This window comes from Pseudomonas sp. GW821-FHT12A04, assembly GCF_058807755.1.
The window spans coordinates 493,130-517,826 of sequence record NZ_JBXAQZ010000002.1 but is presented as its reverse complement, the minus strand read 5'-3'; the positions used below and the strand labels follow the sequence as shown (position 1 = coordinate 517,826).

General features: G+C 61.2%; 23 protein-coding genes and 1 riboswitch. Of the genes, 11 read left to right on the top strand and 12 right to left on the bottom strand.

The genetic code is table 11. The annotated features are described in order from the left end of the window. Positions 1-90 precede the first annotated feature (90 nt). Both ligB and AC1RS8_RS05200 read left to right on the top strand, forming a co-directional pair. On the top strand, positions 91-1,770 hold the full coding sequence (ligB, locus tag AC1RS8_RS05205) for an NAD-dependent DNA ligase LigB (protein WP_489339377.1): 1,680 nt from the start codon (positions 91-93) through the stop codon (positions 1,768-1,770). A 95-nt stretch (positions 1,771-1,865) separates the two neighbouring features. Further along, entirely contained in the window at positions 1,866-2,261 is a 396-nt protein-coding gene (locus AC1RS8_RS05200) for a DUF1090 domain-containing protein (RefSeq protein WP_218494718.1), read from the top strand. Between the two features lie 167 nt (positions 2,262-2,428). Here AC1RS8_RS05200 and AC1RS8_RS05195 read toward each other — a convergent pair whose 3' ends face one another. After that, positions 2,429-2,878, bottom strand: a complete 450-nt coding sequence (locus AC1RS8_RS05195; protein ID WP_057712959.1) for a c-type cytochrome — start codon at positions 2,876-2,878, stop codon at positions 2,429-2,431. A gap of 128 nt (positions 2,879-3,006) precedes the next feature. Here AC1RS8_RS05195 and mltA point away from each other — a divergent pair, with 128 nt between their 5' ends. Then, positions 3,007-4,191, top strand: coding sequence for a murein transglycosylase A (gene mltA, locus AC1RS8_RS05190; RefSeq protein ID WP_218494717.1), 1,185 nt, complete (start codon positions 3,007-3,009; stop codon positions 4,189-4,191). A gap of 116 nt (positions 4,192-4,307) precedes the next feature. Here the strand turns inward: mltA and AC1RS8_RS05185 are convergent, their stop codons facing one another. Together AC1RS8_RS05185 and AC1RS8_RS05180 are read right to left on the bottom strand one after the other, a co-directional pair. Beyond that, positions 4,308-4,691, bottom strand: coding sequence for an MAPEG family protein (locus AC1RS8_RS05185; protein ID WP_218494716.1), 384 nt, complete (start codon positions 4,689-4,691; stop codon positions 4,308-4,310). A 31-nt stretch (positions 4,692-4,722) separates the two neighbouring features. Continuing rightward, entirely contained in the window at positions 4,723-5,556 is an 834-nt protein-coding gene (locus AC1RS8_RS05180; RefSeq protein WP_340312883.1) for an EamA family transporter, read from the bottom strand. Positions 5,557-5,869: 313 nt separating this feature from the next. Here AC1RS8_RS05180 and AC1RS8_RS05175 point away from each other — a divergent pair, with 313 nt between their 5' ends. Further along, entirely contained in the window at positions 5,870-7,039 is a 1,170-nt protein-coding gene (locus AC1RS8_RS05175) for an MFS transporter (protein WP_489339378.1), read from the top strand. Positions 7,040-7,042: 3 nt separating this feature from the next. On the opposite strand, the gene AC1RS8_RS05170 is transcribed toward AC1RS8_RS05175, so the two are convergent. After that, complete coding sequence (locus AC1RS8_RS05170) at positions 7,043-7,939, bottom strand: formate/nitrite transporter family protein (RefSeq protein WP_057712954.1); 897 nt, start codon at positions 7,937-7,939, stop codon at positions 7,043-7,045. Between the two features lie 154 nt (positions 7,940-8,093). Next, on the bottom strand, positions 8,094-8,495 hold the full coding sequence (locus tag AC1RS8_RS05165; RefSeq protein WP_008019918.1) for an acyl-CoA thioesterase: 402 nt from the start codon (positions 8,493-8,495) through the stop codon (positions 8,094-8,096). Between the two features lie 197 nt (positions 8,496-8,692). Beyond that, positions 8,693-8,795, top strand: a riboswitch (S-adenosyl-L-homocysteine riboswitch). A 23-nt stretch (positions 8,796-8,818) separates the two neighbouring features. On the opposite strand from AC1RS8_RS05165, the gene ahcY reads away from it, so the two are divergent. From ahcY to rhlE2, 4 genes are all read left to right on the top strand, one after another. Then, positions 8,819-10,228, top strand: coding sequence for an adenosylhomocysteinase (ahcY, locus tag AC1RS8_RS05160; protein ID WP_090451894.1), 1,410 nt, complete (start codon positions 8,819-8,821; stop codon positions 10,226-10,228). Positions 10,229-10,386: 158 nt separating this feature from the next. Next, positions 10,387-11,232 carry a methylenetetrahydrofolate reductase [NAD(P)H] gene (gene metF / locus AC1RS8_RS05155; protein ID WP_150815197.1) on the top strand — a complete coding sequence of 282 codons (846 nt, stop codon included), beginning with the start codon at positions 10,387-10,389 and terminating at the stop codon, positions 11,230-11,232. Between the two features lie 192 nt (positions 11,233-11,424). Then, positions 11,425-12,240, top strand: coding sequence for a substrate-binding periplasmic protein (locus tag AC1RS8_RS05150; RefSeq protein WP_489339379.1), 816 nt, complete (start codon positions 11,425-11,427; stop codon positions 12,238-12,240). 222 nt (positions 12,241-12,462) lie between these two features. Further along, positions 12,463-14,331 carry an RNA helicase RhlE2 gene (rhlE2, locus tag AC1RS8_RS05145; protein ID WP_090451898.1) on the top strand — a complete coding sequence of 623 codons (1,869 nt, stop codon included), beginning with the start codon at positions 12,463-12,465 and terminating at the stop codon, positions 14,329-14,331. 178 nt (positions 14,332-14,509) lie between these two features. Here the strand turns inward: rhlE2 and AC1RS8_RS05140 are convergent, their stop codons facing one another. The 3 genes from AC1RS8_RS05140 to AC1RS8_RS05130 all read right to left on the bottom strand — a co-directional run bounded on the left by AC1RS8_RS05140 (position 14,510) and on the right by AC1RS8_RS05130 (position 17,942). Further along, complete coding sequence (locus AC1RS8_RS05140) at positions 14,510-15,097, bottom strand: YceI family protein (protein WP_489339380.1); 588 nt, start codon at positions 15,095-15,097, stop codon at positions 14,510-14,512. Positions 15,098-15,129: 32 nt separating this feature from the next. After that, complete coding sequence (locus AC1RS8_RS05135) at positions 15,130-15,681, bottom strand: cytochrome b (RefSeq protein ID WP_407516184.1); 552 nt, start codon at positions 15,679-15,681, stop codon at positions 15,130-15,132. A gap of 512 nt (positions 15,682-16,193) precedes the next feature. Continuing rightward, positions 16,194-17,942, bottom strand: a complete 1,749-nt coding sequence (locus AC1RS8_RS05130; protein WP_489339381.1) for a flavin monoamine oxidase family protein — start codon at positions 17,940-17,942, stop codon at positions 16,194-16,196. Between the two features lie 223 nt (positions 17,943-18,165). Between AC1RS8_RS05130 and AC1RS8_RS05125 the strand changes: the two genes are divergently transcribed. After that, positions 18,166-19,572, top strand: a complete 1,407-nt coding sequence (locus AC1RS8_RS05125; protein ID WP_057712946.1) for an adenosylmethionine--8-amino-7-oxononanoate transaminase — start codon at positions 18,166-18,168, stop codon at positions 19,570-19,572. Between the two features lie 149 nt (positions 19,573-19,721). Continuing rightward, positions 19,722-20,441 carry a 16S rRNA (uracil(1498)-N(3))-methyltransferase gene (locus tag AC1RS8_RS05120; RefSeq protein WP_489339382.1) on the top strand — a complete coding sequence of 240 codons (720 nt, stop codon included), beginning with the start codon at positions 19,722-19,724 and terminating at the stop codon, positions 20,439-20,441. 1 nt (position 20,442) lies between these two features. On the opposite strand, the gene AC1RS8_RS05115 is transcribed toward AC1RS8_RS05120, so the two are convergent. From AC1RS8_RS05115 to AC1RS8_RS05105, 3 genes are read right to left on the bottom strand one after another with little or no spacing between them, the layout of a single operon-like run. Further along, positions 20,443-21,345 (bottom strand): transporter substrate-binding domain-containing protein, encoded by a 903-nt coding sequence (locus AC1RS8_RS05115; protein WP_340312879.1) that lies wholly within the window; start codon positions 21,343-21,345, stop codon positions 20,443-20,445. Between the two features lie 29 nt (positions 21,346-21,374). Further along, positions 21,375-21,725, bottom strand: a complete 351-nt coding sequence (locus AC1RS8_RS05110; protein WP_057712943.1) for a RidA family protein — start codon at positions 21,723-21,725, stop codon at positions 21,375-21,377. Positions 21,726-21,752: 27 nt separating this feature from the next. Next, positions 21,753-22,994 carry a D-amino acid dehydrogenase gene (locus AC1RS8_RS05105; protein WP_218494708.1) on the bottom strand — a complete coding sequence of 414 codons (1,242 nt, stop codon included), beginning with the start codon at positions 22,992-22,994 and terminating at the stop codon, positions 21,753-21,755. 109 nt (positions 22,995-23,103) lie between these two features. Between AC1RS8_RS05105 and AC1RS8_RS05100 the strand changes: the two genes are divergently transcribed. Continuing rightward, positions 23,104-24,021 (top strand): LysR family transcriptional regulator, encoded by a 918-nt coding sequence (locus AC1RS8_RS05100; protein WP_489339383.1) that lies wholly within the window; start codon positions 23,104-23,106, stop codon positions 24,019-24,021. On the opposite strand, the gene trhA is transcribed toward AC1RS8_RS05100, so the two are convergent. Further along, positions 24,018-24,635: a PAQR family membrane homeostasis protein TrhA gene (trhA, locus tag AC1RS8_RS05095; RefSeq protein ID WP_489339384.1), complete on the bottom strand. Its 618-nt coding sequence runs from the start codon at positions 24,633-24,635 to the stop codon at positions 24,018-24,020. The genes AC1RS8_RS05100 and trhA overlap by 4 nt on opposite strands. Positions 24,636-24,697: the final 62 nt, after the last annotated feature.

Genomic DNA, 24,697 nt, shown 5'->3' with positions numbered 1-24,697 from the left:
CCACCAGAAATACCCGGCAAAACACCCCCTCGCTGCGCCAACTGATACTGACCTAGCCTTCACGCACCTCACCGAGCAAGGACGCTCAAGATGCTTCCCGACCTGCGCCTGTTTTTCGCCGCTCTACTGACCTTTGCCTACCTGACCGCCAGCGCCGCCGAGTGCCCGGAATGGCCAGCCGAACGCGCCCGGAACGAAGTCGGCAAACTGCAACAACAAATCGACCTCTGGGACGACAACTATCACCGCCAGGGACGCTCACTGGTCGCCGATGAACTCTACGACCAGTCCCGCGCGCGACTCACCCAATGGCGCCACTGCTTTAACCTGAGCCCGCCCGCAGACCCCTTGCGCACTGCGCGCGGTACGCTGCCCCACCCCATCGCCCACACCGGCCTGAACAAACTGCACGATCAGCCCGCCGTGGAAAAATGGCTGCGTGACCGGGTGGACGTCTGGGTCCAGCCTAAAATCGATGGCGTGGCGGTGACCCTGGTTTACCGCAGCGGCCTGTTGGCCCAGGCAATCAGCCGCGGCGACGGCCAAAGCGGCCAGGACTGGACGGTACCTGCACGGCAGATCCCGGCCATCCCGCAACAGCTATCGCATGCCCGGGACTTGATCGTGCAAGGCGAACTGTATTGGCGCCTGACCGATCACGTGCAGGCCCGGGCCGGTAGCCTCAATGCTCGTGGCTCGGTGGCCGGTCTGATGGCACGCAAGGTCTTGAGCGCCGAACAGGCCGCCGGCATCGACCTGTTTGTCTGGGACTGGCCCCAAGGACCGGCGAGCGTACCCGAGCGTGCCGCGGTGCTGACTGCGCTGGGCTTCCCGAGTACCACGGCATACAGCCAGCCCATCGCCTCCGTCATTGATGCCGAACGCTGGCGCGAGCACTGGTATCGTTCCCCCTTGCCCTTTGCCAGCGACGGCATCGTCCTGCGCCAGAATCAGCGCCCAGCCGCCGAACGCTGGCAGGCCAGGTCACCCTACTGGGCCATCGCCTGGAAATACCCCTTCGCCCAGACACTGGCCGAAGTCCGCCAGGTTCACTTCAAAATCGGCCGGACCGGGCGGATCACTCCGGTTCTTGAACTGACCCCGGTAAAGCTCGATGACCGGCAGATCAAGCACGTCAGCGTCGGTTCGTTGCAACGCTGGCAGACGCTGGACATCCGCCCGGGTGACCAGGTCGCCATCAGCCTGGCCGGGCTGACCATTCCCAGGCTCGATAGGGTTGTATTGCGCAGCAGCGAACGCGCCGAATTGAACGCGCCGCGGGCAGAGGACTTTCATTCATTGAGTTGCTGGCAACCGACTCCGGGCTGTGAGAGCCAGTTTCTCGCGCGCCTGACCTGGCTCAGCAGCAAACAAGGCCTGGCGCTGCCCAATGTGGGTCCGGGCACCTGGGAAAAACTTCTTGCAACAGGTCGGCTGAACGGTCTGCTGGATTGGTTGACCCTCGATGCCCAAGAGCTTGCTACCATTGACGGTTTCGGCGAGCGCAGCGCGGCTCGTCTTGCGGACAGCTTCAACCGAGCCCGGCAACGCCCGTTCAAGCACTGGCTGAAAGCCTTGGGATTGCCGCCGACAGGTCAGGCGCATCTCGGCGATTCATGGCTGGTACTGGCGCAGCGAGACATAGAACAATGGCGGGCCGAGGCCGATATCGGGCCAGGGCGCGCGGCGCAACTGAGCGCTTTTTTCCGCGATCCGCAGGTACTGGGCTTGAGTGAAACGTTACGTGATGCGGGGATTGACGGCTTTTAGTTGTCGGCCCTGCGCCCAGCGGGAACCACAAGGGACCGCTGGGCTCCAACAGCCATTGCCACAGTGGTCTGCTTGCTTTCCTACATGGAGCTTTTATGAAATTTCTTTCACCGCTCGCCCTGTTGACCCTTTGCAGCGTGCTGGCCACCCCGTTGATGGCGGACGAGGAAGCGCCGGGGCTGACCGGTTGCGCCGCCAAGAAGCAAGGCATCGTCAACCAGATCGAATTGGCCAAGGTCCGCGGCAACGCCGACCAGCAGGCAGGCCTGGAAAAGGCCTTGAGCGAAGTCGAAGCGAACTGCACCGACGCCTCGCTGAAGAAGGAACGGGAAAACAAGGTGCTCGACGCCAAGCACGAAGTCAGCAAGCGTCAGGCAGACCTCGACAAGGCCATGAGCAAAGGCGATCCCGACAAGATCAACAAGCGCAAAGACAAACTCGCCGATGCCCGCAAGGAATTGCAGAACGCACTCGATGAGTTGGATAAGTAACGCAGCAGTTTTTTTGTGGCGAGGGGGCTTGCCCCCGTTGGACTGCGAAGCAGTCCCAAAATCGCTGAACCGAACTCAGTCAGATATACCTGACAGTTCAAACAAACGACGGCTACGCCGTCGAACGGGGGCAAGCCCCCTCGCCACAGGTCATGCGTAGCGCCGAATCAATGATCCCGAAACGCCTTATGACACGCACTGCAAGCATCTTCGACTTTCTGTACCGCCGGCCCCAGGTTGCTGGCCTTGTAGGGTTGGACCTGGCTGGCGATCACCAATTCACCGGTGGCGCTTTCAAGGTCGCGGGCCATTGCCTGAAAGCGTGTCTGTTGCTCCCAGACATCGCTCTTGGCGCTGGTGTGATCCTCCTCGCGCACTTGCGGAAAATGCTGCCACGGCTCACGGGACAACGCATCGAGTTTCACCGCACCTTCGGCGAACTTCGGGCCATCGAAGGCAATGCGCCCACGCAACATACCGCCCAGGTCTTCGCCAGTCTTGAGCATCTGCTTGAAAATGGCCTTGCGCTGGCCGAGCGGCGAGTTGGGGTCGATACCGCCACAAGCGGACAGCGTCAGGCAGGCCAGCAATACAACAGAAAGTCTTTTAAGAGTCATGGTGGCTTCAGGTCACGGGAAACGGCGGCCAGTATCCTCGCCTCATCGGCAAAGACCAATAGCCCTATTATCAATAAGGGTTGCTTGAGTGCATGGAGCGCTCAGGCAACCGGCAAAGGAACCACTCCATGAACAGCCGTTTCAAGGCATGGCGTCACAGCCTGGCCTGGACCCTGCCGATGGTGGCCCTGCTCGCAGGCTGCACCGGTGGCGACAGCCAACAACCGAAAACCCACGCCCTGGCCACCTACTCCAGCGCCACATGGGAAGCGCTGCCGGCAGTGTCCGACAGCGACCTGGTCGCCGGTTTCGGTTCCTGGCGCAGCGCCTGTACCCGACTCAAGGCCGATCCGGTCTGGGGTGGCACCTGCGCAGCGGCTGTCAACGTGCCGCAAACCGCCAGCGACATTCGCGGTTTTCTCAAACAGAACCTCGATGTCTATGGCCTGCGCGCCGCCAACGACAACCCCAACGGCCTGATCACCGGCTACTACGAACCGGTCTATCCCGGGAGCCTGACCCAGACCAGCGCTGCCAATGTCCCGGTCTATGGCGTCCCCGAGGACATGATCATCGTCGCCCTCGACAGCATTTACCCGGAACTCAAGGGCAAGCGCCTGCGCGGTCGACTCGAAGGTCGCGTGCTCAAGCCATACGACGATGCGGCAGCCATCGAAAGCAAAGGGGTCAATGCGCCGGTCGTGGCCTGGCTGACCGATCCGATGAACCTGCAGTTCCTGCAAATCCAGGGTTCGGGTCGTATCCAGCTCGACAATGGTCGCCAGTTGCGCATTGCCTACGCCGATCAGAACGGCCACCCGTATCGACCGATCGGCCGCTGGCTGGTGGAACAGGGCGAACTGAAAAAAGAAGACGTGACCATGGGCGCCATCAGCACCTGGGCCAAGGCCAATCCATCGCGGATTCCCGAACTGCTCGGCAGCAACCCCAGTTATGTGTTCTTCACCCGCAACCCGGACAGCAACGAAGGTCCGCGCGGCTCGCTGAACGTACCGTTGACCGCCGGTTACAGCGCGGCGGTGGATCGCAAGGTGATTCCGCTGGGCAGCCTGCTGTGGCTGTCCACCACCAGACCGGACGGCACGGCCCTGGTTCGCCCCGTGGCAGCACAGGACACCGGCGGCGCCATTGCCGGCGAGGTTCGGGCGGATCTGTTCTGGGGCACCGGGGATGCGGCCGGGCAACTGGCCGGGGACATGAAACAGCAGGGGCAGATCTGGATGCTCTGGCCCAAAGGCGCGACGTTGCCGCAAGTGCCGCAGGTGGCGGATGCCGAGAAGACCAAGCCCTGAGGCGAGTGTTGACCGTTAGATAGCTTTCGCGAGCAGGCCCGCTCCTACACTGGAACGCACACTCCTGTGGGAGCGAGCTTGCTCGCGATGAGGCCGGCAAAAACCCTGAAGATCTGTCAGGCTGACACCACAAAGAAACTCACGATCAACCCCATCCCCACGAACCACATCAACGACCGCAGCGTCGCCCAGTCCGCCAGGTAGCAAATGATGTAGAGCAGCCGGCTGGTAATGAACAGCACGGCCAGCACATTGATCGTCACCAGTTCGGCATTGCCGACCAGATGCGCCACGATCACTGCCGCAGCGAACGCCGGGGTCACTTCAAAGCTGTTCAGTTGCGCCGCATTCGCGCGCCTGCCCAAGCCTTCCAGCGAATCGAGAAAGTCCCGGGGATCATGGTTGTCTCTCAACCTGAACCCGCCACTGATCTTGGCCACGCCCACACACACATACGGCAGGAAAATCGCGATCAAAATGCACCACAGAGCAACCGTCATAAAGCAGTCCCTTCTTCACGTTTCAGAACAGTCAAAATTTCATGACCAATATACCGATCAGCACCAGCCCACAGGCCAAGAGGCGCGGCCCGCCAAAAGGCTCTTTCAGGTAACGCATGCCAAACAGCACCACCAGAATTACGCTGATCTCGCGCAACGCCGCCGCTTCTGCAATCGAGCCCAGCTGCATCGCCCACAGCACCAGAGCGTAGCTGAACAACACGCAGAACCCGACGGCCAGGCCCAGTCGCCACTGCTCGCGCCAGAACAACATGAACGCGGGTCGTTTGCGCACCAACGCCAACAGCGGAAACGGCCAGGCACTGAGCAAGGTGACCCAGACCAGATAGTCCAGTGGATGGGACCAGCGCCGCAATGCCTGCCCGTCAATGTAGGTGTAGCAACCGATGCACAGGCCGATCAGCGCCACCACCGGCAACATCGACCAGGGCAAACGCGCACCACCGCCGCCCTGCCAGAGCAGGCACAGCATGCCGAACGGGATCAACAGGATTCCGAAAATCTGCTGATGGGTCAGCACTTCCCCGGCAAAGATCAGCGTCAGCGCCAGCACCACCAACGGTGACAGGCCGCGCATCAATGGATAGACCAGCCCGAGGTCGCCGACCCGATAGGCCTGGATCAGCAAATAGCGATAGAGCAACTCGAACGCCGCCGACGCCAGGATCCACGGCCAGATCTCCAGTGGCGGCACGTTCAGGAACGGCAGCATCAGCACGACAAAGAGCAGCGCCACGCTGTCCATGCAGGCCACCACCAACAGCCGCTCCGCACTGAACTTGATCAGGGTATTCCACGCCGCATGCAACAGCGCCGCCACCAACACCAACGCCGTCGCAAGCACGGCCTACTCCTTTTGTTGTCTCCACGATCCCCGTAGGAGCGAGCTTGCTCGCGAAAAACGTGAGGGCACCGCAGCCAACCGGTGAATACACGTCTTCGTTCACGTTCATCGCGAGCTCGCTCCTACAGGGGCCGGGTAGAGAATTGATTCGCCATATTTCACTGTCTGTTTATACTGCAAGCGACCACGCCGCACTCAGTTGCGCACAAACTAATTCCAATAAAAATCCTGCCCGGCCCGCTCTCGTCGAGAACGGTCGTCGGCCTGCGTATGCCTGATCACAGCGTCAAGACTACCGACAGAGACCTTGCGCATGCCACTCGCTTTGCTTGCCCTCGCCGTTGCCGCCTTCGGCATCGGCACCACCGAATTCGTCATCATGGGTCTTTTGCCCGATGTCGCCCGCGACCTCAGCGTGAGCATTCCCGACGCCGGATTACTGATCACCGGCTACGCCCTGGGCGTGGTGTTCGGTGCACCGATCCTCGCGGTCGGCACCGCCAACATGCCGCGCAAGGCCACGTTGTTGGGCATGACGCTGATGTTCATCCTCGGCAACATGCTCTGCGCGCTGGCGCCAAACTACGCCACGCTGATGGCCGCGCGCGTGATCACGGCACTGTGCCACGGCGCATTTTTCGGCATCGGTTCGGTGGTGGCCGCCGGGCTGGCGGCCCCCAACAAAAGGGCTCAGGCGATTGCAATGATGTTCACCGGCCTGACCCTGGCCAACGTGCTCGGCGTGCCACTGGGTACCGCACTCGGGCAATACGCAGGCTGGCGCTCGACCTTCTGGGCTGTGTCGGTGATCGGGGTGCTGGCGGCGATTGCGCAATGGGTCTGGCTGCCGAAAAACATCGCGATGGATAAAGCCAACCTGGCCAGCGAGTTCAAGGTACTGGGCAAGGCCAACGTACTGCTGGCCCTGGGCATGAGTGTACTGGCCTCGACCAGCCTGTTCAGTGTGTTCACTTACATTGCGCCGATCCTGCAGGACATCACCGGTGTCAGCCCCCACGGCGTCACCATCATGCTGCTGTTGTTCGGTGTGGGCTTGACCGCCGGCAGCATGCTCGGTGGTCGTCTGGCGGACAGCCGCTTGCTGCCTTCGCTGGTGGGCATGGCGCTGGCGGTGCTGGTGGTACTGGCGGCATTCACGCAAACCAGTCACTCGGTCATCCCGGCGGCCATCACACTGGTGTTGTGGGGGACGTTTGCCTTTGCCTTGTGCCCGATCCTGCAACTGCTGATCATCGATCAGGCCTTTGAGGCACCAAACCTGGGTTCGACCTTGAACCAGAGCGCCTTCAACCTCGGCAACGCCGCCGGGGCATGGATTGGCGGGCTGGTTGTGGCCAGCGGTGCCGATCTGGCGGACTTGCCCTGGACCGGTGCACTGGTCAGCGGACTGACCGTGCTGACCGCACTGTTTTTCATCTATCGCCAGCGTCGCGGTGCGGCTGCACTTGAAGCGGTGGGCTGAGGATCAGCTTGATGGTTTTTTGATTTTCTGCGGATCGGGCGCTTCGCTCTGATCCGTAGATTTTTTCGGCGGCCCGCTTTCGCTGCGAATCTGCGCATGGCTGATCAGCGCGAAAATAAAACTGCCACCGATGATGTTCCCCGCCAGCGTCGGCCCGGCGAACACCAGCCAGAAATCACTCCACGGCAACTCGCCGGCAAATACCAGATACGAAACCTCCAGCGAACCGACCACGATGTGGGTGAAATCCCCCAGCGCCATGAGGTAGGTGATGAGGATGATGATCCACATCTTTGCGCTCTCCATGGACGGGATCATCCAGACCATGGTGGCGATCATCCATCCGGAAATGATGCCCTTGGCGAACATCTGGCTGGCGTGGTTTTCCATGACCTTGCGGCCGATATCGAGGAAGGCGACATCGGTCTTGCTGTCGAAAATCGGCAGTTCCAGCATCACGTATGCCACCAGCAAGGTGCCACAGAGGTTGCCGACCAGCACCACCGTCCACAGCCGTAGCAGCCGGCCGAAGTTGGCCAGCGTCGGTTTGGTCATTACCGGCAACACGGCAGTCAGGGTGTTTTCGGTGAACAGTTGCTGACGAGCGAGGATCACCGCGAGGAAACCGGCGCAATAACCGAAACTCGCGATCACCTTGAATCCTTCGCCATCCGGAAGACGTGAATTGAGCAAGCCCATGCCCATCAGCGACAGCCCCATGGTCAACCCCGCCGCGAGCGCCGACCACCACAACGCGGCAATGCTGCGCTCCAGTTCCTGGTCGCCCTGGGTACGGATGATCTCGTGCAGCACCGCGGCACGGGGTGGCTGGCTCTTTTCGACTTCGTGCTCTTCTTGCGCCGAAAGGTTCGGGGTCTTGCCGTCTTGTGCCGAGTTCATGGGATGCGCAACCGGTGGCGGGCTATTCAGCTATGACCTGTGCAGCAGGGATTCCGTTCTGTAGGAGCGCGCCTGCTCGCGATGGACTTGAGAGCACCACTGGGTGTCAGGTACCCAGTGTTATCGTTAACGACCATCGCGAGCAGGCTCGCTCCTACACGCTGGCGTCGTCCTTGAACTGGTCCTTGACGTACTTGATCTCGGTCCGGCCGTGAGGCGCCGGCAAGCCGTCTTCACCGAGGTTCACGAACACCATTTTTTCAACGGTGAGGATGCTCTTGCGGGTGATCTTGTTGCGCACCTCGCACGTCAGGGTGATCGAAGTGCGGCCGAACTCGGTCGCCGTGATGCCCAGTTCGATGATGTCACCCTGGCGCGAGGCGCTGACGAAATTGATTTCTGAAATGTACTTGGTGACCACACGCTGGTTGCCCAACTGAACGATGGCGTAGATCGCCGCCTCTTCGTCGATCCAGCGCAGCAGGCTACCGCCGAACAGCGTGCCGTTAGGGTTGAGGTCTTCGGGTTTTACCCATTTGCGGGTGTGGAAATTCATGTTCACTCCTGAGCGTCTTGCCGAATGATGCCGACCATCATGGCAGAGCCCGACCTAGAGCTCTATTGAGCATCGTCTATGGTCTCGATTACCGTTCGGACATTGACCGACAGAAACGCTTTGGAAGATCGGCATAGCCCGCTATAATCGCCACCGTTTCAAAACGGTCATCTTCAATTGCTACCGTTTCCCGCCACCTGTCCGAGGGGCGCTGCAGCAGGTTTGACCTGTCAGGCTCGGATGGGGCGTTGCCTGGCCTTCACTGGCTGGACACTAAACGCACAACGGCGCCCATTCGCATACATTACGAATGGAGGCTCTTCATGAGCGCTGTTATCACGCCTGCAGATTTTAACGATTACAAAGTTGCCGACATGTCCCTGGCTGCCTGGGGCCGTCGCGAAACCATCATCGCCGAATCCGAAATGCCAGCCCTGATGGGTCTGCGCAACAAGTATTCCGCCGAGCAACCGCTCAAGGGCGCGAAGATCCTCGGCTGCATCCACATGACCATTCAGACTGCCGTGCTGATCGAAACCCTGGTTGCCCTGGGTGCCGAAGTACGCTGGTCGTCCTGCAACATTTTCTCGACTCAGGACCAGGCTGCCGCTGCCATCGCCGCTGCCGGCATCCCGGTTTTCGCCTGGAAAGGTGAAACCGAACAAGAGTACGAGTGGTGCCTGGAGCAAACGATCCTCAAAGATGGCGCGCCTTGGGATGCCAACATGATCCTCGACGACGGCGGTGACCTGACCGAGCTGCTGCACAAGAAGTACCCACAGGTTCTGGACCGCGTCCACGGCGTGACCGAAGAAACCACCACCGGCGTTCACCGCCTGCTGGACATGCTGGCCAAGGGCGAGCTGAAAATCCCGGCCATCAACGTCAACGACTCGGTGACCAAGAGCAAGAACGACAACAAGTACGGCTGCCGTCACAGCCTGAACGATGCGATCAAGCGCGGCACCGACCACCTTCTGTCCGGCAAGCAAGCGCTGGTCATCGGCTACGGCGACGTGGGCAAGGGTTCGGCCCAGTCCCTGCGTCAGGAAGGCATGATCGTCAAGGTTTCCGAAGTCGACCCGATCTGCGCCATGCAAGCCTGCATGGACGGTTTCGAAGTGGTTTCGCCGTTCATCGACGGTATCAACAACGGAACTGAAGCAAGCATCGACAAGGCATTGCTGGGCAAGATCGACCTGATCGTGACCACCACCGGTAACGTCAATGTTTGCGACTCGAACATGCTCAAGGCCCTGAAGAAGCGTGCCGTTGTCTGCAACATCGGCCACTTCGACAACGAAATCGACACCGCTTTCATGCGCAAGAACTGGGCATGGGAAGAAGTGAAGCCGCAGGTTCACAAGATCCACCGTACCGGCGCTGGCGATTTCGACCCACAGAACGACGACTACCTGATCCTGCTGGCCGAAGGCCGTCTGGTTAACCTGGGTAACGCCACCGGCCACCCGAGCCGCATCATGGACGGTTCGTTCGCCAACCAGGTTCTGGCCCAGATCTTCCTGTTCGGCCAGAAGTACGCCGACCTGTCGCCAGCCCAGAAAGCCGAGCGCCTGACCGTTGAAGTACTGCCGAAGAAACTCGACGAAGAAGTGGCCCTGGAAATGGTCCGTGGCTTCGGCGGCGTAGTGACTCAACTGACCAAGACCCAGGCCGACTACATCGGCGTAACCGTTGAAGGTCCGTTCAAGCCGCACGCCTACCGCTACTGATAGACCGGCTTTTCCTGTGTAGGAGCGAGCTCGCTCGCGATGGACGTCAACGATAACGCGTGCTGTCTGGATGAACGCGTTGCCTTGATGTTTTTCGCGAGCAAGCTCGCTCCTACAGGGGGCCAGCGTCCGCCTTATGAGTTTCCAAGGATATGACCATGTCCCAAGATCGTCGCTACAGCTTCGAGTTCTTCCCTACGAAGACCGATGCTGGGCATGAAAAGCTGCTCGCCACTGCTCGCCAGCTGGCCATCTACAACCCCGATTTCTTCTCCTGCACCTACGGCGCCGGCGGTTCGACCCGCGATCGCACGCTGAACACCGTGCTGCAGCTCGAAAGCGAAGTCAAAATCCCTGCCGCTCCGCACCTGTCCTGCGTGGGCGATAGCAAGGACGACCTGCGCGGCCTGCTGGCCCAGTACAAGGCTGCCGGCATCAAGCGTATCGTCGCCCTGCGCGGTGACCTGCCTTCGGGCATGGGCATGGCCAGCGGTGAGTTGCGCCACGCCAATGACCTGGTTGAATTCATTCGTGAAGAAACCGGTGATCATTTCCACATCGAAGTCGCCGCTTACCCGGAAATGCATCCGCAAGCGCGCAATTTCGAAGACGATGTGGCCAACTTCGTGCGCAAGGCCAACGCTGGCGCCGACAGCGCGATCACCCAGTACTTCTTCAACGCCGACTGCTATTTCTACTTCGTCGAACGCGTGCGGGCGCTGGGCGTGAACATCCCGATCGTGCCGGGCATCATGCCGATCACCAACTACAGCAAGCTGGCGCGCTTCTCCGATGCCTGCGGTGCGGAAATCCCACGCTGGATCCGCAAGCAACTGGAAGCCTATGGCGACGACACCCAGAGCATTCAGCGCTTTGGCGAACAGGTCATCACCGAGATGTGCGAACAACTGCTGCAGGGTGGCGCTCCAGGGCTGCACTTCTACACGCTGAACCAGGCTGAAGCGAGCCTGGCGGTGTGGAACAACCTGAAGTTGCCGCGTTAAAAAGTCGTTGAAGCACGATTAAAAGATCGCAGCCTGCGGCAGCGCCTACAACGGAATGTCAAATCCCGTAGGCGCTGTCGCAGGCTGCGATCTTTTGCTTTCAACGCACTATTAATGTGCGCCAATCCACGGAGTTAGAGCATCTGCGGTCAGTTTCTGGCTCTTTCCGGTTTCTCGTCGTAATCTCAGCCTATGCCTTTGATCACGCAGTTAATCGCCGTGCTTGTCTTCACTTGCCTGAGCTTCGCCGCTCGGGGCGAGAAGCTGCGCATTGTCACGGAGCCTTGGGCGCCCTATGTGTACGAAGACAACGGCAAATCCCTGGGCCTGGACTACGAAACCACCGCCATTGTCTTCAAGCGCCTGGGCATCGAAGTGGAGTGGCAGTTCCTGCCATGGAAACGCTGCTTGTCGATGCTTGAAACAGGCCAGGCCGACGGCGCCCTGGACATCTTTCACAGCGACGAACGCGAAGCGACGCTGCTCTACCCCAGCGAACCGCTCTCGGAAGTCCAGTTCGTGATGTTCTACGCCAATGACCGGCCCCACCCGTTTCGCAGCCTCGAAGACTTGCGCGGCCTGACCATCGGCACCTCGCCGGGTTACCTGTACAGCAAGGACTTCAGCGATTCGACGCTGTTCACCCGCGAGCCGGCCCCCACCCATGAAGCCAACTTCGGCAAACTGGTACGCGGGCGAATTGACCTGCTGATCACCGACCGCCGGGTCGGCCAGCATTTGCTCGACGAACTGGGCATCCGCGACAAGATCACCGAAAACCCCACGGTCATCAGCCAGCAAAGCCAGTTTCTCGCGGTGCGGCGCAATGCGGGCATGGATCTGCTGGTGCAGCGTTTCGGCGCCGAACTCAAGCGCTTCAAGCGCGAGCCCGCCTACGCTGAACTGAGCGCCCGCTACGGCGCGGAACCGGCAGCCAGCGTGAAGTCTGAAAAGGCCACGGCCGCCGCGGAAAAAACCGTTGAGCAGCAGGAAAGCGGCGCGCAGTGATAGCTCTGTTATACTCCGGCCTTCCCGCCAGGCTCACGCCCGGACGCTCGGAATCGTTAAAGGCATCTCAACCCCGCTACTGCGCAGCTTTCAGCCCGCGCGAGCGCTTGCAGACGAGCCTTCGAAACCCAGCAGGACCGGACGGGATTGCGTCCTCTTAAACGCCATTCGCGCCAGGCAAGACTCCCATTGGGCCAAGCCCTAACTAGAACAGGATTACTCATGTCCTTTGCTTCCCTCGGTCTCTCCGAGGCTTTAGTCCGCGCCATCGAGGCGGCGGGCTATACCGAGCCTACTCCGGTGCAACAGCGGGCCATTCCCGCCGTGTTGCAAGGTCGCGACCTGATGGTCGCGGCACAGACAGGTACTGGTAAAACCGGCGGTTTCGCCCTTCCGATCCTGGAGCGGTTGTTCCCCAACGGTCATCCGGACAAGTCCCAGCGTCACGGCCCGCGCCAACCGCGCGTACTGGTCCTGACCCCGACTCGCGAACTCGCCGCGCAAGTGCATGAAAGCTTCAAGGTCTATGCCCGTGACCTGAAGTTCGTCAGCGCCTGCATCTTCGGCGGTGTCGGCATGAACCCGCAGGTTCAGGCCATGTCCCGCGGCGTAGACGTGCTGGTGGCCTGCCCTGGCCGCCTGCTCGACCTGGCCGGCCAAGGCAGCGTCGATCTGTCCCACGTGGAAATCCTCGTGCTGGACGAAGCCGACCGCATGCTCGACATGGGCTTCGTCCATGACGTGAAAAAGGTCCTGGCCCGTCTGCCGGCCAAACGCCAGAACCTGCTGTTCTCGGCGACCTTCTCCAAGGACATCACCGACCTCGCCGGCAAGCTGCTGCACAACCCGGAACGCATCGAAGTCACGCCGCCAAACACCACGGTCGAGCGTATCGAACAGCGCGTATTCCGCCTGCCGGCCAGCCACAAGCGCGCCTTGCTGGCCCACCTGATCACCGCTGGTGCCTGGGAACAGGTACTGGTGTTCACCCGCACCAAGCACGGTGCCAACCGCCTGGCCGAGTACCTGGACAAGCACGGCCTGAGCGCCGTCGCGATCCACGGCAACAAGAGCCAGAACGCCCGCACCAAAGCCCTGGCCGACTTCAAGGCCGGCACTGTGCGCATCCTGGTGGCCACCGACATCGCCGCCCGCGGCCTGGACATCGACCAGTTGCCACATGTGGTCAACTTCGAACTGCCGAATGTCGATGAAGACTACGTACACCGTATCGGCCGTACCGGCCGTGCCGGTCGTTCGGGCGAGGCGATTTCGCTGGTAGCCCCGGACGAAGAAAAACTGCTGAAAAGCATCGAACGCATGACCAAGCAGAAAATCGCCGACGGCGACCTGATGGGCTTCGATGCAAGCACCATCGAGGCGGAAAAGCCTGAAGTGCGCGAGCGTCCGGACATGCGCAACCCGCGCAATCCACGTGGCCCGCGCGGCGACGGTCCGAACGGCAGCGGTGGCGGCGGTGGTCGCAAGGACAAAGGCAAGGACAAGGGCAAGGAAAAACCGGCCGGCGAACGCGGCGAGCGCCCGGCCCGTCAGCAGAAACCACGTGAAGGCACTCCGGCTCGCGAACAGCGTCCGTCGCAGCCTCCTCGTGCCGCCGCTGACCGCGCCCCGGACGAGTTCCTGGACGACGATATCGATAACTTCGGCAACCGCGTCGACTACGTGCCGCAGCAGAAGCCCGCGCAAGGCCGTGGCCGTCGCCCGGGTGCTCCGGCACAAGGCACCGCGGCAGGTTCGGGTGCTCCACGTTCCGGCAAGCCACAAGGTCGCCAGAACGGTCCCCGCAACAGCGATGGCGCCAGCACCGGCACTCCGCCAGCCAAGCGTAACGGCCCTCGCAGTGGCGCACCGCGCGACGGCCAGGCCCGTCGCGAAGATTCGCGCAATCGCCGTCCGGCCCGTGACGACCAGCCACGTTCGGAACCTGCAGTGCAGAACCCGCGTGGCCCGGCGCCGAAGATCATGCACAAGGAGTCGAAAGCGGATCGCTTCCCGACACCTGAGCAGCTGGATCAACTGCCAAGCCGTCCTCGTGGTGAGAAGCCAGCGCTGCTGACCCGCAATCGCTGAGTTATCGCTGCAATGAAAAATGCCCCGGTTCGAAAGAGCCGGGGCATTTTTTTGATCAGTGCAAAAACCTGTGGGAGCGAGCTTGCTCGCGATGGTCGTCAACGATAACGCTGGAAGCCTGATGCTCCGCGGCGTTCTCAGGTCTATCGCGAGCAGGCTCGCTCCTACAGTCTCAGCATTACTTCGCTTTTACACCTTCAAAGGTCACGTACATCTCAACCGCATCGGACGATGGGCCCAGGTCTTTCTGCTTGCCGAAGTCGGAACGCTTGAGGCTGAAAGTACCCTCGAAGCCTGCACGGTAGCCGCCCCATGGATCCTTGCCTTCACCCAGGAAGGTAACCTTGACCACGATTGGTTTGGTTACACCGAGGATAGTCAGGTCGCCAGCTACATCGGCAGTGTCCTTGCCAGCGGCGTTTTTGCCGGTGGGTTTGACGCTGGTGGAAACGAACGTGGCTTTGCTGGCGTTCAGGAAGTCTTTGCTGGAGATGTGCTTGTCACGCTCGGCGTTGTTGGTGAAAACGCTGGCGGTGTTCACGTTGAACTCGATCTTGCTGTCTTCAGGCTTGGCAGCGTCGAAGCTGAACTTGCCGTCGATGTCCTTGAAAGTACCGGTGATGAAGCTGTAGCCCAGGTGGCTGATCTTGAAGTCAACGAAGGCGTGCTGGCCTTCTTTGTCGACCACGTAGTCAGCGGCCATGGCGTTACCGGCGGACAACAGGGCGGAACTGATTGCCAGAGCGGCCAGAGTCTTTTTCAACATGCTTTGTTTTCCTTTGGAGTCGAGGTTGAACTTCAGGCTTTGCGACCCAGCATTCGCTTGAGGGTCACATCACGGTCGATAAAGTGGTGCTTCAATGCTGCCAACGCATGGAGGCCGGAAAAAATTACCAGCACCCACGCCAGGTAGAGGTGGATCACGCCAGCGGTATCTGCCTGGTCCGGCAGTCCGGATACCAGCGCAGGGACTTCAAACAAGCCAAACACCGGGATACCGACACCTTCGGCGGTGGAAATCAGGTAACCGGCAATCAACACGGCAAACAGACTGAGGTACAGAAAGCCATGGCCGAACCTGGCGCCGAGGCGCGTCATGCGGCTGTAGCTAGCCAGGGTTGGCGGCGGTGGACTGATGAAGCGCCACAGCACCCGCAGCAGCATCACACCCAGCAACACCAGGCCGATACTCTTGTGCAGGTCCGGTGCGTCTTTGCGCCAGGTGCTGTAGTAGTCGAGCCCGACCATCCACAGCCCAAGCGCGAACAGACCGAAGACCGCCAGTGCCACAACCCAGTGAATGACGATACTGACCCAGCCGTAGCGGGAGGTAGAGTTACGTAGCTGCATTGCCTAGATCCTGTAAGTGCTGGCCCAAGACTATCGAGTTATCTATCGAATTAAAGCGGAAAAATTTGCTTTGAAATATCGAAAAATGCGATCAAGAGTCTGAAGCCTGCGAGTTAAGGAAAGATTAAAGGCGAAATTGTGAGAAAAAGTGAATACAAACCGGAGAACACCTGTATCAAAAGGTTTATTCGATTCTGGTCCCGGTTTTTCTCCAGGCAAAAAAAACGCGGCCCTTGAGCCGCGTTTTTTTCGCCTGAACGTTGCTGAGTCTTGGTGTCAGTGGCCCCACTGCTCTCCGGTTCAACATTTTTGACCGGTGCCGTCCTGGCAGGCTCCGCCCTCCCCGATCCAGACACCTGATGGCTGCCGCTTATCATTTAGCTCCGAATCTTTTGTGAGAAGCTTCTGATGCATCGCAGCAGCATGTAGGACCGCACAGCCAAACCGGATGGTTGATGTTTGATGGCAAAAAAAAGCGCGACCCTGGGGCCGCGCTTTTTTACACCTGAACGTTACTGAGCCTTGGTCACAGTGTCCGTTGCAGGTTTGGCCGCTGGCTTCTTCGCCGTCTCGGCTTTCTTCACCGGAGCCTTGGCCGGGGCCTTTTTCGTTTCGGTCTTGGCTGGGGCCTTGGCCGGTGCCTTCTTCGCAGGCTCGGTTTTCACCGGTGCCACAGGCTTCGGTGGTTCGACCGGTGCCGGTGCAGCAATCGGTGCTGGAGCAGGTGCCGGAGTTGCCGGTGCTACCGGCTCTGGCGCCTTGACTGGCTCTGGTTTCTTCTCGTCATCCGAGCCGCCGAACAGGTTGCTGAAGAAATTGCCTTTCTTCGCCACCACCGCACCAGCGCCCGCCGCTGCGGCGGCCGGACCCACTTTCGCCGGTTCGAACGACTTGCCCGCCGCCAGGTCTTCAACCTGGCTGGCCGCACGTTGACCGGTGCGCAGCGCGCCTTCCAGGGTGCCCGGGTACAGGGTGTCGGTGTGTTCGCCAGCGAAGGCTACGCGCTGAATCGGGCGTTCCCACAGGCGCCAGAACTTGCTGATCTGGCCCGGGCCGAAGGCCAGGTAGGCACCGCCAGTCGACGGGTCGGTGCTGTAGCGACGGATTTCATAACCGGTGAACGAACCACGGGCCTGTGGATAAAAAGCGTGCAGGCGAATCAGTACCTGATCAGCCATCTGCTTGTCGCCGAACGCCTGCATGACGCGGGCGTTGTCGCCGGACAGGTTGATCACCACGTTGGCACCGCCCTTCAGGGCAGGCTCGACCCACAACATCCCCAGGCCGGTGTTGCTGTAGATCTCGCCGGACATGCGCGCCTTGCTTTCCCACACCGGCGTCTTGAACTTGAGCATGATCTGGTCGCGCCAACCGTAGTTGGTGCCCTTGATCGCCGCCAGGTGTTGTGCGTCCAGCGCCGGGGTCATCTGGATCTTGTTCAGGGCGCGCAACGGCACGGCCAGCACCACGTAGTCGGCCTGGTAGCCGACGCTGCCGACCTTGACGGTGACGCCGTCCTTGTCCTGGCTGATGGCCGAGACCGGGGAAGCGGTCTTAATGGTTTTCAGCTGCTTGACGAAGGCCTGGGCCAGCACGGGGCTGCCACCAACCAGGCGCGAAGCACGCAGGTCACGATCGGAGACGCCACGGTAGACGCGACTCTGCTGCGCGAAGTACAGCAGCGACAAGCGCGAAGGTTCGTCGTAGCGGGTACGGATCTGCTGGTTGATCAACTGGCGGGCGGTGGCCGGCAGGTTCTGCTTGTCGAGCCAGCTCGACACGTTGATCTGATCCAGCGCGTGCAGGGTGTTGTTGGCGGCCGGGTTCAGCGGGTCGTCGATCGAGCGCGCCAGATCGTCCACGGTCTTGTCGAAACGCTTGAGCGCCTCGGCGGTGGCTGGCTGCTTGGTCGCCAGATCGGCGGCGGAGAAATACTCGCCATCGATCAGGTAGCTTGGGGTCCGCACGAATTCAGGGGCCGGCGTGGTGCTCAGCTTGAAGTTCGAGACGTACTTGTTCAGCACCGGCTGAGCCTTGTCATTGCCGATCCACTCACTGGTGGCCATGCCGGAACGGCCGCCCATGCTCGATTTGGCTTCCAGCAGGGTGACCTGCCAGCCCTTGTTCTGCAGCTCGTACGCGGCAGTCAGGCCCGACAGGCCGCCGCCGATCACGATCGCGGTTTTATCCTTGGCCAGCGCAGACACGCTGAACAGCCCCAACATCACCAGCGCACAGGCGCGCAGCCAACCGACAGACATTCAGCGAACTCCGGAATCACACGAGGAAAACAGTAGTTTTTGCGAGCCAGACGGCTCAAGAGCCGCGAAGGATACGTCAGCCTTCAGACGCCCGCCAGCAACGTCTATCGGCCTGTACAAAGTAGCTCATTCGACACAATGGGTTGTCCCCGCGGCACGCATTGCATAGGCTTGCGCGATTGTTTGTCCGCGCAGGTAACGGACCGCCTCCAGGAGAGTGAAAATGGGCCTGAATAATCAGTGGATGCAACGCGATCTCGCCGTGCTGTGGCATCCCTGCACCCAGATGAAAGATCACGAACAACTGCCGCTGATCCCGATCAAGCGCGGGGAAGGCGTGTGGCTGGAAGACTTCGAAGGCAAACGCTACCTCGATGCGGTCAGCTCCTGGTGGGTCAATGTGTTCGGGCACGCCAACCCGCGGATCAACCAGCGCATCAAGGATCAGGTCGATCAGCTCGAACATGTGATCCTTGCCGGTTTCAGCCATCAACCGGTGATCGAACTGTCCGAGCGCCTGGTGAAGATGACACCGGAAGGCCTGACCCGGTGCTTCTACGCCGATAACGGTTCGTCCTGCATCGAAGTCGCGCTGAAAATGAGCTTTCACTACTGGCTCAATCGCGGTCAGCCGAACAAGAAACGTTTCGTCACCCTGACCAACAGCTACCACGGCGAAACCATGGCGGCGATGTCGGTGGGCGACGTGCCGCTGTTCACCGAGACCTACAAAGCGCTGTTGATGGACACCATCAAGGTGCCGAGCCCGGATTGCTACCTGCGCCCCGAGGGCATGAGCTGGGAAGAACACTCGCGCAACATGTTCGCCGCCATGGAGCAGACCCTCGCCGAAAACCACGACACGGTCGCGGCGGTGATCGTCGAGCCGCTGATCCAGGGCGCCGGTGGCATGCGCATGTACCACCCGGTGTACCTCAAATTGCTGCGAGAAGCCTGCGACCGCTACGGCGTGCACCTGATCCACGACGAAATCGCCGTCGGCTTCGGCCGCACCGGGACGATGTTCGCCTGCGAACAGGCTGGCATCCGCCCTGATTTCCTGTGCCTTTCCAAAGCCCTGACCGGCGGCTATCTGCCGCTGGCGGCGTGCATGACCACCGACGAGGTCTACAGCGCCTTCTACGACGACTACCCGACCCTGCGCGCCTTCCTGCACTCCCACAGCTACACCGGCAACCCGCTGGCGTGCGCGGCGGCCCTGGCGACCCTGGACATCTTCGAAGAAGACAACGTCATCGAGAACAACAAGGCCCTGGCGCAGCGCATGGCTACGTCGACGGCGCATCTGGTCGACCACCCGAACGTGTCCGAAGTGCGCCAGACGGGCATGGTGCTGGCCATCGAGATGGTCAAGGACAAGGCCAGCAAAGAGGCTTGGCCGTGGCAGGAACGTCGCGGCCTGAAGGTGTTCCAGCACGCCCTGGAGCGCGGTGCCTTACTGCGTCCATTGGGTAGCGTGGTGTATTTCCTGCCGCCGTATGTGATCACCCCGGAGCAGATCGACTTCCTTGCCGAAGTGGCCAGCGAAGGGATCGACATCGCGACCCGTGACAGCGTCAGCGTGGCGGTGCCGAAGGACTTCCACCCGGGGTTCCGTGATCCGGGCTGATGATGCGGTCAATGTGGGAGCGAGCTTGCTCGCGATAGCGGTCTTCCAGCCACCATCAATGGTGAATGTCAGATCGTCATCGCGAGCAAGCTCGCTCCCACAGAAGTCCCCACCGTTCCATGACCAACACCCTTTTTCAGAGACCCAGCATGAGACTGTCCCGCTTCTTCATCGACGCCCCCCTGAGCATCGGCGAGCACGAGTTGCCCGAAGCCCAGGCCCACTACATCAGCCGCGTGCTGCGCATGGCCGAGGGCGATGCGTTGCAGTTGTTCGACGGTTCGGGCCAGGAGTTTCGCGCCAGGCTGGTCGACGTCGGCAAAAAGCGCGTCGTGGTGCAGGTCGATGAATGCTTCGCCGGGCAGATCGAGTCGCCGCTGCAAATCCATCTCGGCCAGGGCCTGTCCCGGGGTGAACGCATGGACTGGGCGATCCAGAAAGCCACGGAACTGGGCGTCACTGAAATCACCCCGATCTTCACAGAGCGCTGCGAAGTCCGACTCAAGGACGAGCGCGCCGACAAACGCCTGCTGCACTGGCGCCAGGTGGCGATCAGCGCATGCGAACAGTGCGGGCGTTCAAGGGTGCCGGTGATTCATCCGCCGCTGTTGCTGACTGACTGGTTGAAGCAGGCACAAGCCGAGTTGAAACTGGTGCTGCACCCGGTGGCAGAACCGTTGGTGAGCCACGCCAAACCTTCAAATCTGGCATTCCTGATCGGTCCGGAGGGTGGTTTGTCCGATGCCGAAGTCGATCAGGCCAAGGCCGGCGGCTTCCACGCCGCCCGCCTCGGTCCACGGGTGCTGCGCACCGAAACCGCGCCGGTTGTTGCACTGGCGGTGGCCCAGCAACTCTGGGGTGATTTCTAGGCTACTGCACCGGATCACTCACCGGTTTGGCAATGATCGCCTTGAGTTCGCTGGTCATCGGGAACTCAAGGTTCAAACCCTTCGGCGGGATCGGCTGCTCGAACCAGCGTTGGTAGATGCCATTGATCTCGCCCGAGCTGTACAGATCCGCCAGCGCGCCGTTGACCAGCGCCAGGAACTGCGGATCGTCCTTGCGCACCATGCAGCTGTAGATCTCCCGCGATTGCTCCTCCCCGACCACCACCCACTTGTGCGGGTCATTGGCCTTGGCGCGCTCACCGTAGAGCAGCGCGTCGTCCATGTAGAACGCCGCCGCCCGGCCCGACTGCAGCATCTGGAAGGCTTCGCCGTGGTCCTTGGCGCTGATCACGAACATGTCGATCTTGTGATCAACGTTATAGCTTTTCAGGAAGCGCTCGTTGGTGGTGCCGGCGGTAGTCACCACGTTCTTGCCGCGCAGGTCAGCGAAATTCTTGATCCCGCTGTCCTTCGCGGTCAGCAACTGGCCTTTGACGTAGATGAAGCCATAGGAGAACGCCACCTGCTTCTGCCGTTCGGCGGTCACGCCGGTGGAGCCGCACTCCAGGTCAACGGTGCCGTTCTGCACCAGTGGAATGCGGGTCTGCGAGGTCACCAGGTTGTACTTCACCTTCAGGTCCGGCAGCGCCAGTTGCTGCTGGATACGCTCGACGATCTTGCCCGCCAGATCCACCGAGTAACCCATCGGCTTGCCGCTGTGATCACCCACGTAGGAGAACGGCACCGAAGCATCGCGATAGCCCAGGGTGATGCTGTTGGCGCTGGCGATCTTGCTCAGGGTGCCGGTCAGCGGCGCTTCATTGGCCTGAACCTGACTGCCAAGCAACAGGCTAAGCGTACAAGCGAGCAACGTGATTTTTTGCATTGTTATTCTCCGTTGTGAGTGTTGGTTTATCAGACGCGTGCAGCGATGACGGTGATTTCCACCAGCACCTGCGGGCGGGCCAGTTCGGCCTGCACGGTGGTGCGGCTCGGTGCCTGCCCCGGCGATAGCCAGGCCGACCAGACCTCGTTCATCGCGGCGAAATCCTCTGTGATGTTCTTCAGGTAAATGGTCGCGCTGAGCAGATGATCCTTGTCGCTGCCCGCCTCCGCCAGCAAGGTATCGATTTTCGCCAGCACTTCGCGGGTCTGGCCGGTGGCATCCAGGGCATCGCCCGGCACCTGCCCGGAGAGAAACACCAGGTCGCCAAAGGTCACGGCGCCAGACAGGCGCGGGTTGCTGTGCAGTCGGGTAATGGTCATTGCAGTGTCCTTTTCAGAAATCAGTATTCAGGCGGCCCGGTGGCTGAAACCCTGAAGGTCAATGGAAGGCCGGCGCTCGCCGATCAGCTCGCTGAGCAAGCGCCCGCTGCCGCATGCCAGGGTGAAACCCAGCGCGCCGTGGCCGAGGTTGAGCCACAGGTTGCGATACGCCGTCGCGCCCAGTAGCGGCACGCCGCTGGGGGTGGCCGGGCGCATGCCGGCCCACTCGACGGCTTCGTCATAGGCGCCGGCATTTGGAAAGGTGTCATGGGCCTGACGCTTGATCAGCGCCAGACGCTTGGGGTCCAAAGCAGGGTCGAAGCCGACGATGTCGACCATCGCCGCCACTCGCAATTGCTTACCGATGCGGGCGTAGACGATCTTGCGGTCGTAGTCGGTGATGCTCACGTCCGGTGCCCGGTGACCGGCGCCGATCGGCACGGTCAGGCTGTAGCCCTTGAGCGGATAAAGCGGCAGTTGCAGCCCGGGTAGCGCCAATAACGGACTGCGGTGACCGGCGGCGATCACCAGTTGATCGACCGACAGCAATTGCCCGCCCAGTTCGATGGCGTTGACACTACCGTTGCTGTGGCGAATGCCGGTCACCGCTTGCCCGAGACGAAACTCGCAACGGCCGGATGCTTGCAGCCGCGCGGCCAGTTGCTGGCAGAAGCCGTGGCAGTCGCCGACCTCTTCGTCCGGGGTGTAGATTGCCCCGACAAAGGGCGCATCGATCAGCGCCGGTTCCAGTTGCGCGCATTCGGCCGGCGACAACACTTGCTGTTGCTGCGGGTCGGCCAGGCCTTGGCGCGCATGCCCGAAGCTGCTGTTCTGGCGGAAAGTCACCAGTTTGCCATTGCGCCGCCACTGGAATCCCGCCAGTCCATCATCCTCGCGCCAGGACTTCAATGTGTCCTGGCTGAACAACGCCAGGCGCAGCAAGTGCGCGGCGTTCTCGCGGTTGACCGAGCGGCGGCAGGCGCCGAGGAACGACGCCATCCAGCGCCACTGTGCCGGGTCGAAGCGCGGGCGCAACTTCAGCGGTGAATCGCCGCGCAGCATCCAGCCGATGGCTTGTAAAGGCACACCGGCGTCGGCCAGCGGCGCGACATAGCGATAGGACAACTGGCCACCGTTGGCGAAGCTGGTTTCGCTGCCCAGCGAGTCCCGTGCCTCGACCACCGTCACCTCGAAGCCGTCGCGCACCAGCGCATAGGCCGTTGCCAGGCCAATCACGCCGCCACCGATGATGCACACACGCTGAGCCATGTCCGTCCTTAAAACCGTAGTGAAGACGACACCGAGGTTAGAGCCAGGTGACAGACGTTGAACAATGCATAAAGATGGCAAACCCATAAACAAAGGTTATGGACTTGCCATGCGCCTTCGCCATATCGAGATTTTCCAAGCCATCCGCCAGACCGGCTCAATCAGCGCCGCCGCGCAATTGCTGCATGTCTCGCAGCCGGCGGTGAGCAAGGTGTTGCAGCACGCCGAGCAGCAATTGGGCTTCCCGTTGTTCCTGCGGGTGCGCGGCAAGTTGCAGGCGACCCCGGAAGCGCTGGAGCTGGAGCGCGAAGTGGACAAGGTCAGCGAAAGCCTGCAAGGCGTACGACGCCTGGCGCAGAGCCTGCGCCGCGAACCTGGCCACAGCCTGCGCATCGGTGCCACCCCGGCGCTGGCCCTGTCATTGCTGCCACCGGCCATTCACGAATGGACCGGGCTTTACCCGGACATCGTTTGCGAACTTTCCAGCGCCCACAGTCGCGAACTGGTGCAGAACCTGTTGATGCGCGAAGTGGATGTCGCCCTGACCCTGCAACGCCCGGATCACCCGGGGCTCAAGGCCCAGGCGCTGGCGTCCGGCGTGCTGGTGGCACTGGCGCCGAGTGGTTACTGGCCTCAGGAAGAGGTGGGTAAACCGTTGCCACTGATGGCGTTGGCGGATGCACCGCTGATCGGTTTATCCAGCGCCGACCCACTGGCCGCACGGCTCGACAGTTACCTGGAAGCTGTAGAACCGCCGCCCCGGGTACGCATCGCCGTGCAAACCTACTCACTGGCACGGGCGATGGTGGAATCTGGCGCGGGCCTGGCGGTGATCGATCCGTTCACCGCCCTTGGCGCCTCTCCCGCCACCACAACGATCCGCCCTCTGACACCGCCGTTACCCATCACCCTGTACGCAGTGACCCGCGCTGCCGAACCACCGCCCCACACCTTGAACGATCTGTTGCAGGTATTCAGCCGGCGAGCCCGGGAGCAGTTGGATCGCCTGGTCCCGGTACAGCCTTAAAGGACATAAAACAAAATCGCCACAAAGTGCAGCAAACTCCCGGCGATCACGAACAGATGCCAGATCCCGTGGGCATGGCGCAGGCGATAATCGAGGGCAAAAAAGATAATCCCCACGGTGTACAACACCCCGCCCGATGCCAGCCACGCAAACCCGGCGCCGCCCAGCGCCGCGAGCAGCGGCTTGACCGCCACCAATACAATCCAGCCCATCACCGCATAAATCACGATCGACAGAATCCGCGCTTCCGAACGCGGCTTTATCTCTTGCAGGATGCCGATCAGCGCCAGTCCCCAGACAATCCCGAACAACGTCCAGCCCCACGGCCCGCGCAGGGTCACCAGGCAGAACGGCGTGTAGCTGCCGGCGATCAACAGGTAGATCGAAAAGTGATCGACCTTCTGCATGATCGCTTTCTTGCGCCCGCGCACGCTGTGGTACACGGTCGACGCGCTGTAAAGCACCATCAGGGTAAAGGCGTAGATCGCCATGCTGACAATCTTCCACGGACTGCCGTCGAGACTGGCCAGCACAATCAGCCACACCCCGCCGATAAACGCCGCCACGGCCCCGACAAGATGCGTCCAGGCGTTCAGTCTTTCCCCGTGATACATGCGTTGCTCACCTCGAAATTCGTTACCGCAGAGCGCAAGGCTCAGGCTTGAAGCGTAAAAGC

What these genes read in the sequence shown, in the direction of transcription:
- ligB (WP_489339377.1), top strand. Translation starts at nt 91, where the DNA reads ATGCTTCCCGACCTGCGCCTGTTTTTCGCCGCTCTACTGACCTTTGCC.
- AC1RS8_RS05200 (WP_218494718.1), top strand. Translation starts at nt 1,866, where the DNA reads ATGAAATTTCTTTCACCGCTCGCCCTGTTGACCCTTTGCAGCGTGCTG.
- AC1RS8_RS05195 (WP_057712959.1), bottom strand. Translation starts at nt 2,878, where the DNA reads ATGACTCTTAAAAGACTTTCTGTTGTATTGCTGGCCTGCCTGACGCTG.
- mltA (WP_218494717.1), top strand. Translation starts at nt 3,007, where the DNA reads ATGAACAGCCGTTTCAAGGCATGGCGTCACAGCCTGGCCTGGACCCTG.
- AC1RS8_RS05185 (WP_218494716.1), bottom strand. Translation starts at nt 4,691, where the DNA reads ATGACGGTTGCTCTGTGGTGCATTTTGATCGCGATTTTCCTGCCGTAT.
- AC1RS8_RS05175 (WP_489339378.1), top strand. Translation starts at nt 5,870, where the DNA reads ATGCCACTCGCTTTGCTTGCCCTCGCCGTTGCCGCCTTCGGCATCGGC.
- AC1RS8_RS05170 (WP_057712954.1), bottom strand. Translation starts at nt 7,939, where the DNA reads ATGAACTCGGCACAAGACGGCAAGACCCCGAACCTTTCGGCGCAAGAA.
- AC1RS8_RS05165 (WP_008019918.1), bottom strand. Translation starts at nt 8,495, where the DNA reads ATGAATTTCCACACCCGCAAATGGGTAAAACCCGAAGACCTCAACCCT.
- ahcY (WP_090451894.1), top strand. Translation starts at nt 8,819, where the DNA reads ATGAGCGCTGTTATCACGCCTGCAGATTTTAACGATTACAAAGTTGCC.
- metF (WP_150815197.1), top strand. Translation starts at nt 10,387, where the DNA reads ATGTCCCAAGATCGTCGCTACAGCTTCGAGTTCTTCCCTACGAAGACC.
- AC1RS8_RS05150 (WP_489339379.1), top strand. Translation starts at nt 11,425, where the DNA reads ATGCCTTTGATCACGCAGTTAATCGCCGTGCTTGTCTTCACTTGCCTG.
- rhlE2 (WP_090451898.1), top strand. Translation starts at nt 12,463, where the DNA reads ATGTCCTTTGCTTCCCTCGGTCTCTCCGAGGCTTTAGTCCGCGCCATC.
- AC1RS8_RS05140 (WP_489339380.1), bottom strand. Translation starts at nt 15,097, where the DNA reads ATGTTGAAAAAGACTCTGGCCGCTCTGGCAATCAGTTCCGCCCTGTTG.
- AC1RS8_RS05135 (WP_407516184.1), bottom strand. Translation starts at nt 15,681, where the DNA reads ATGCAGCTACGTAACTCTACCTCCCGCTACGGCTGGGTCAGTATCGTC.
- AC1RS8_RS05130 (WP_489339381.1), bottom strand. Translation starts at nt 17,942, where the DNA reads ATGTCTGTCGGTTGGCTGCGCGCCTGTGCGCTGGTGATGTTGGGGCTG.
- AC1RS8_RS05125 (WP_057712946.1), top strand. Translation starts at nt 18,166, where the DNA reads ATGGGCCTGAATAATCAGTGGATGCAACGCGATCTCGCCGTGCTGTGG.
- AC1RS8_RS05120 (WP_489339382.1), top strand. Translation starts at nt 19,722, where the DNA reads ATGAGACTGTCCCGCTTCTTCATCGACGCCCCCCTGAGCATCGGCGAG.
- AC1RS8_RS05115 (WP_340312879.1), bottom strand. Translation starts at nt 21,345, where the DNA reads ATGCAAAAAATCACGTTGCTCGCTTGTACGCTTAGCCTGTTGCTTGGC.
- AC1RS8_RS05110 (WP_057712943.1), bottom strand. Translation starts at nt 21,725, where the DNA reads ATGACCATTACCCGACTGCACAGCAACCCGCGCCTGTCTGGCGCCGTG.
- AC1RS8_RS05105 (WP_218494708.1), bottom strand. Translation starts at nt 22,994, where the DNA reads ATGGCTCAGCGTGTGTGCATCATCGGTGGCGGCGTGATTGGCCTGGCA.
- AC1RS8_RS05100 (WP_489339383.1), top strand. Translation starts at nt 23,104, where the DNA reads ATGCGCCTTCGCCATATCGAGATTTTCCAAGCCATCCGCCAGACCGGC.
- trhA (WP_489339384.1), bottom strand. Translation starts at nt 24,635, where the DNA reads ATGTATCACGGGGAAAGACTGAACGCCTGGACGCATCTTGTCGGGGCC.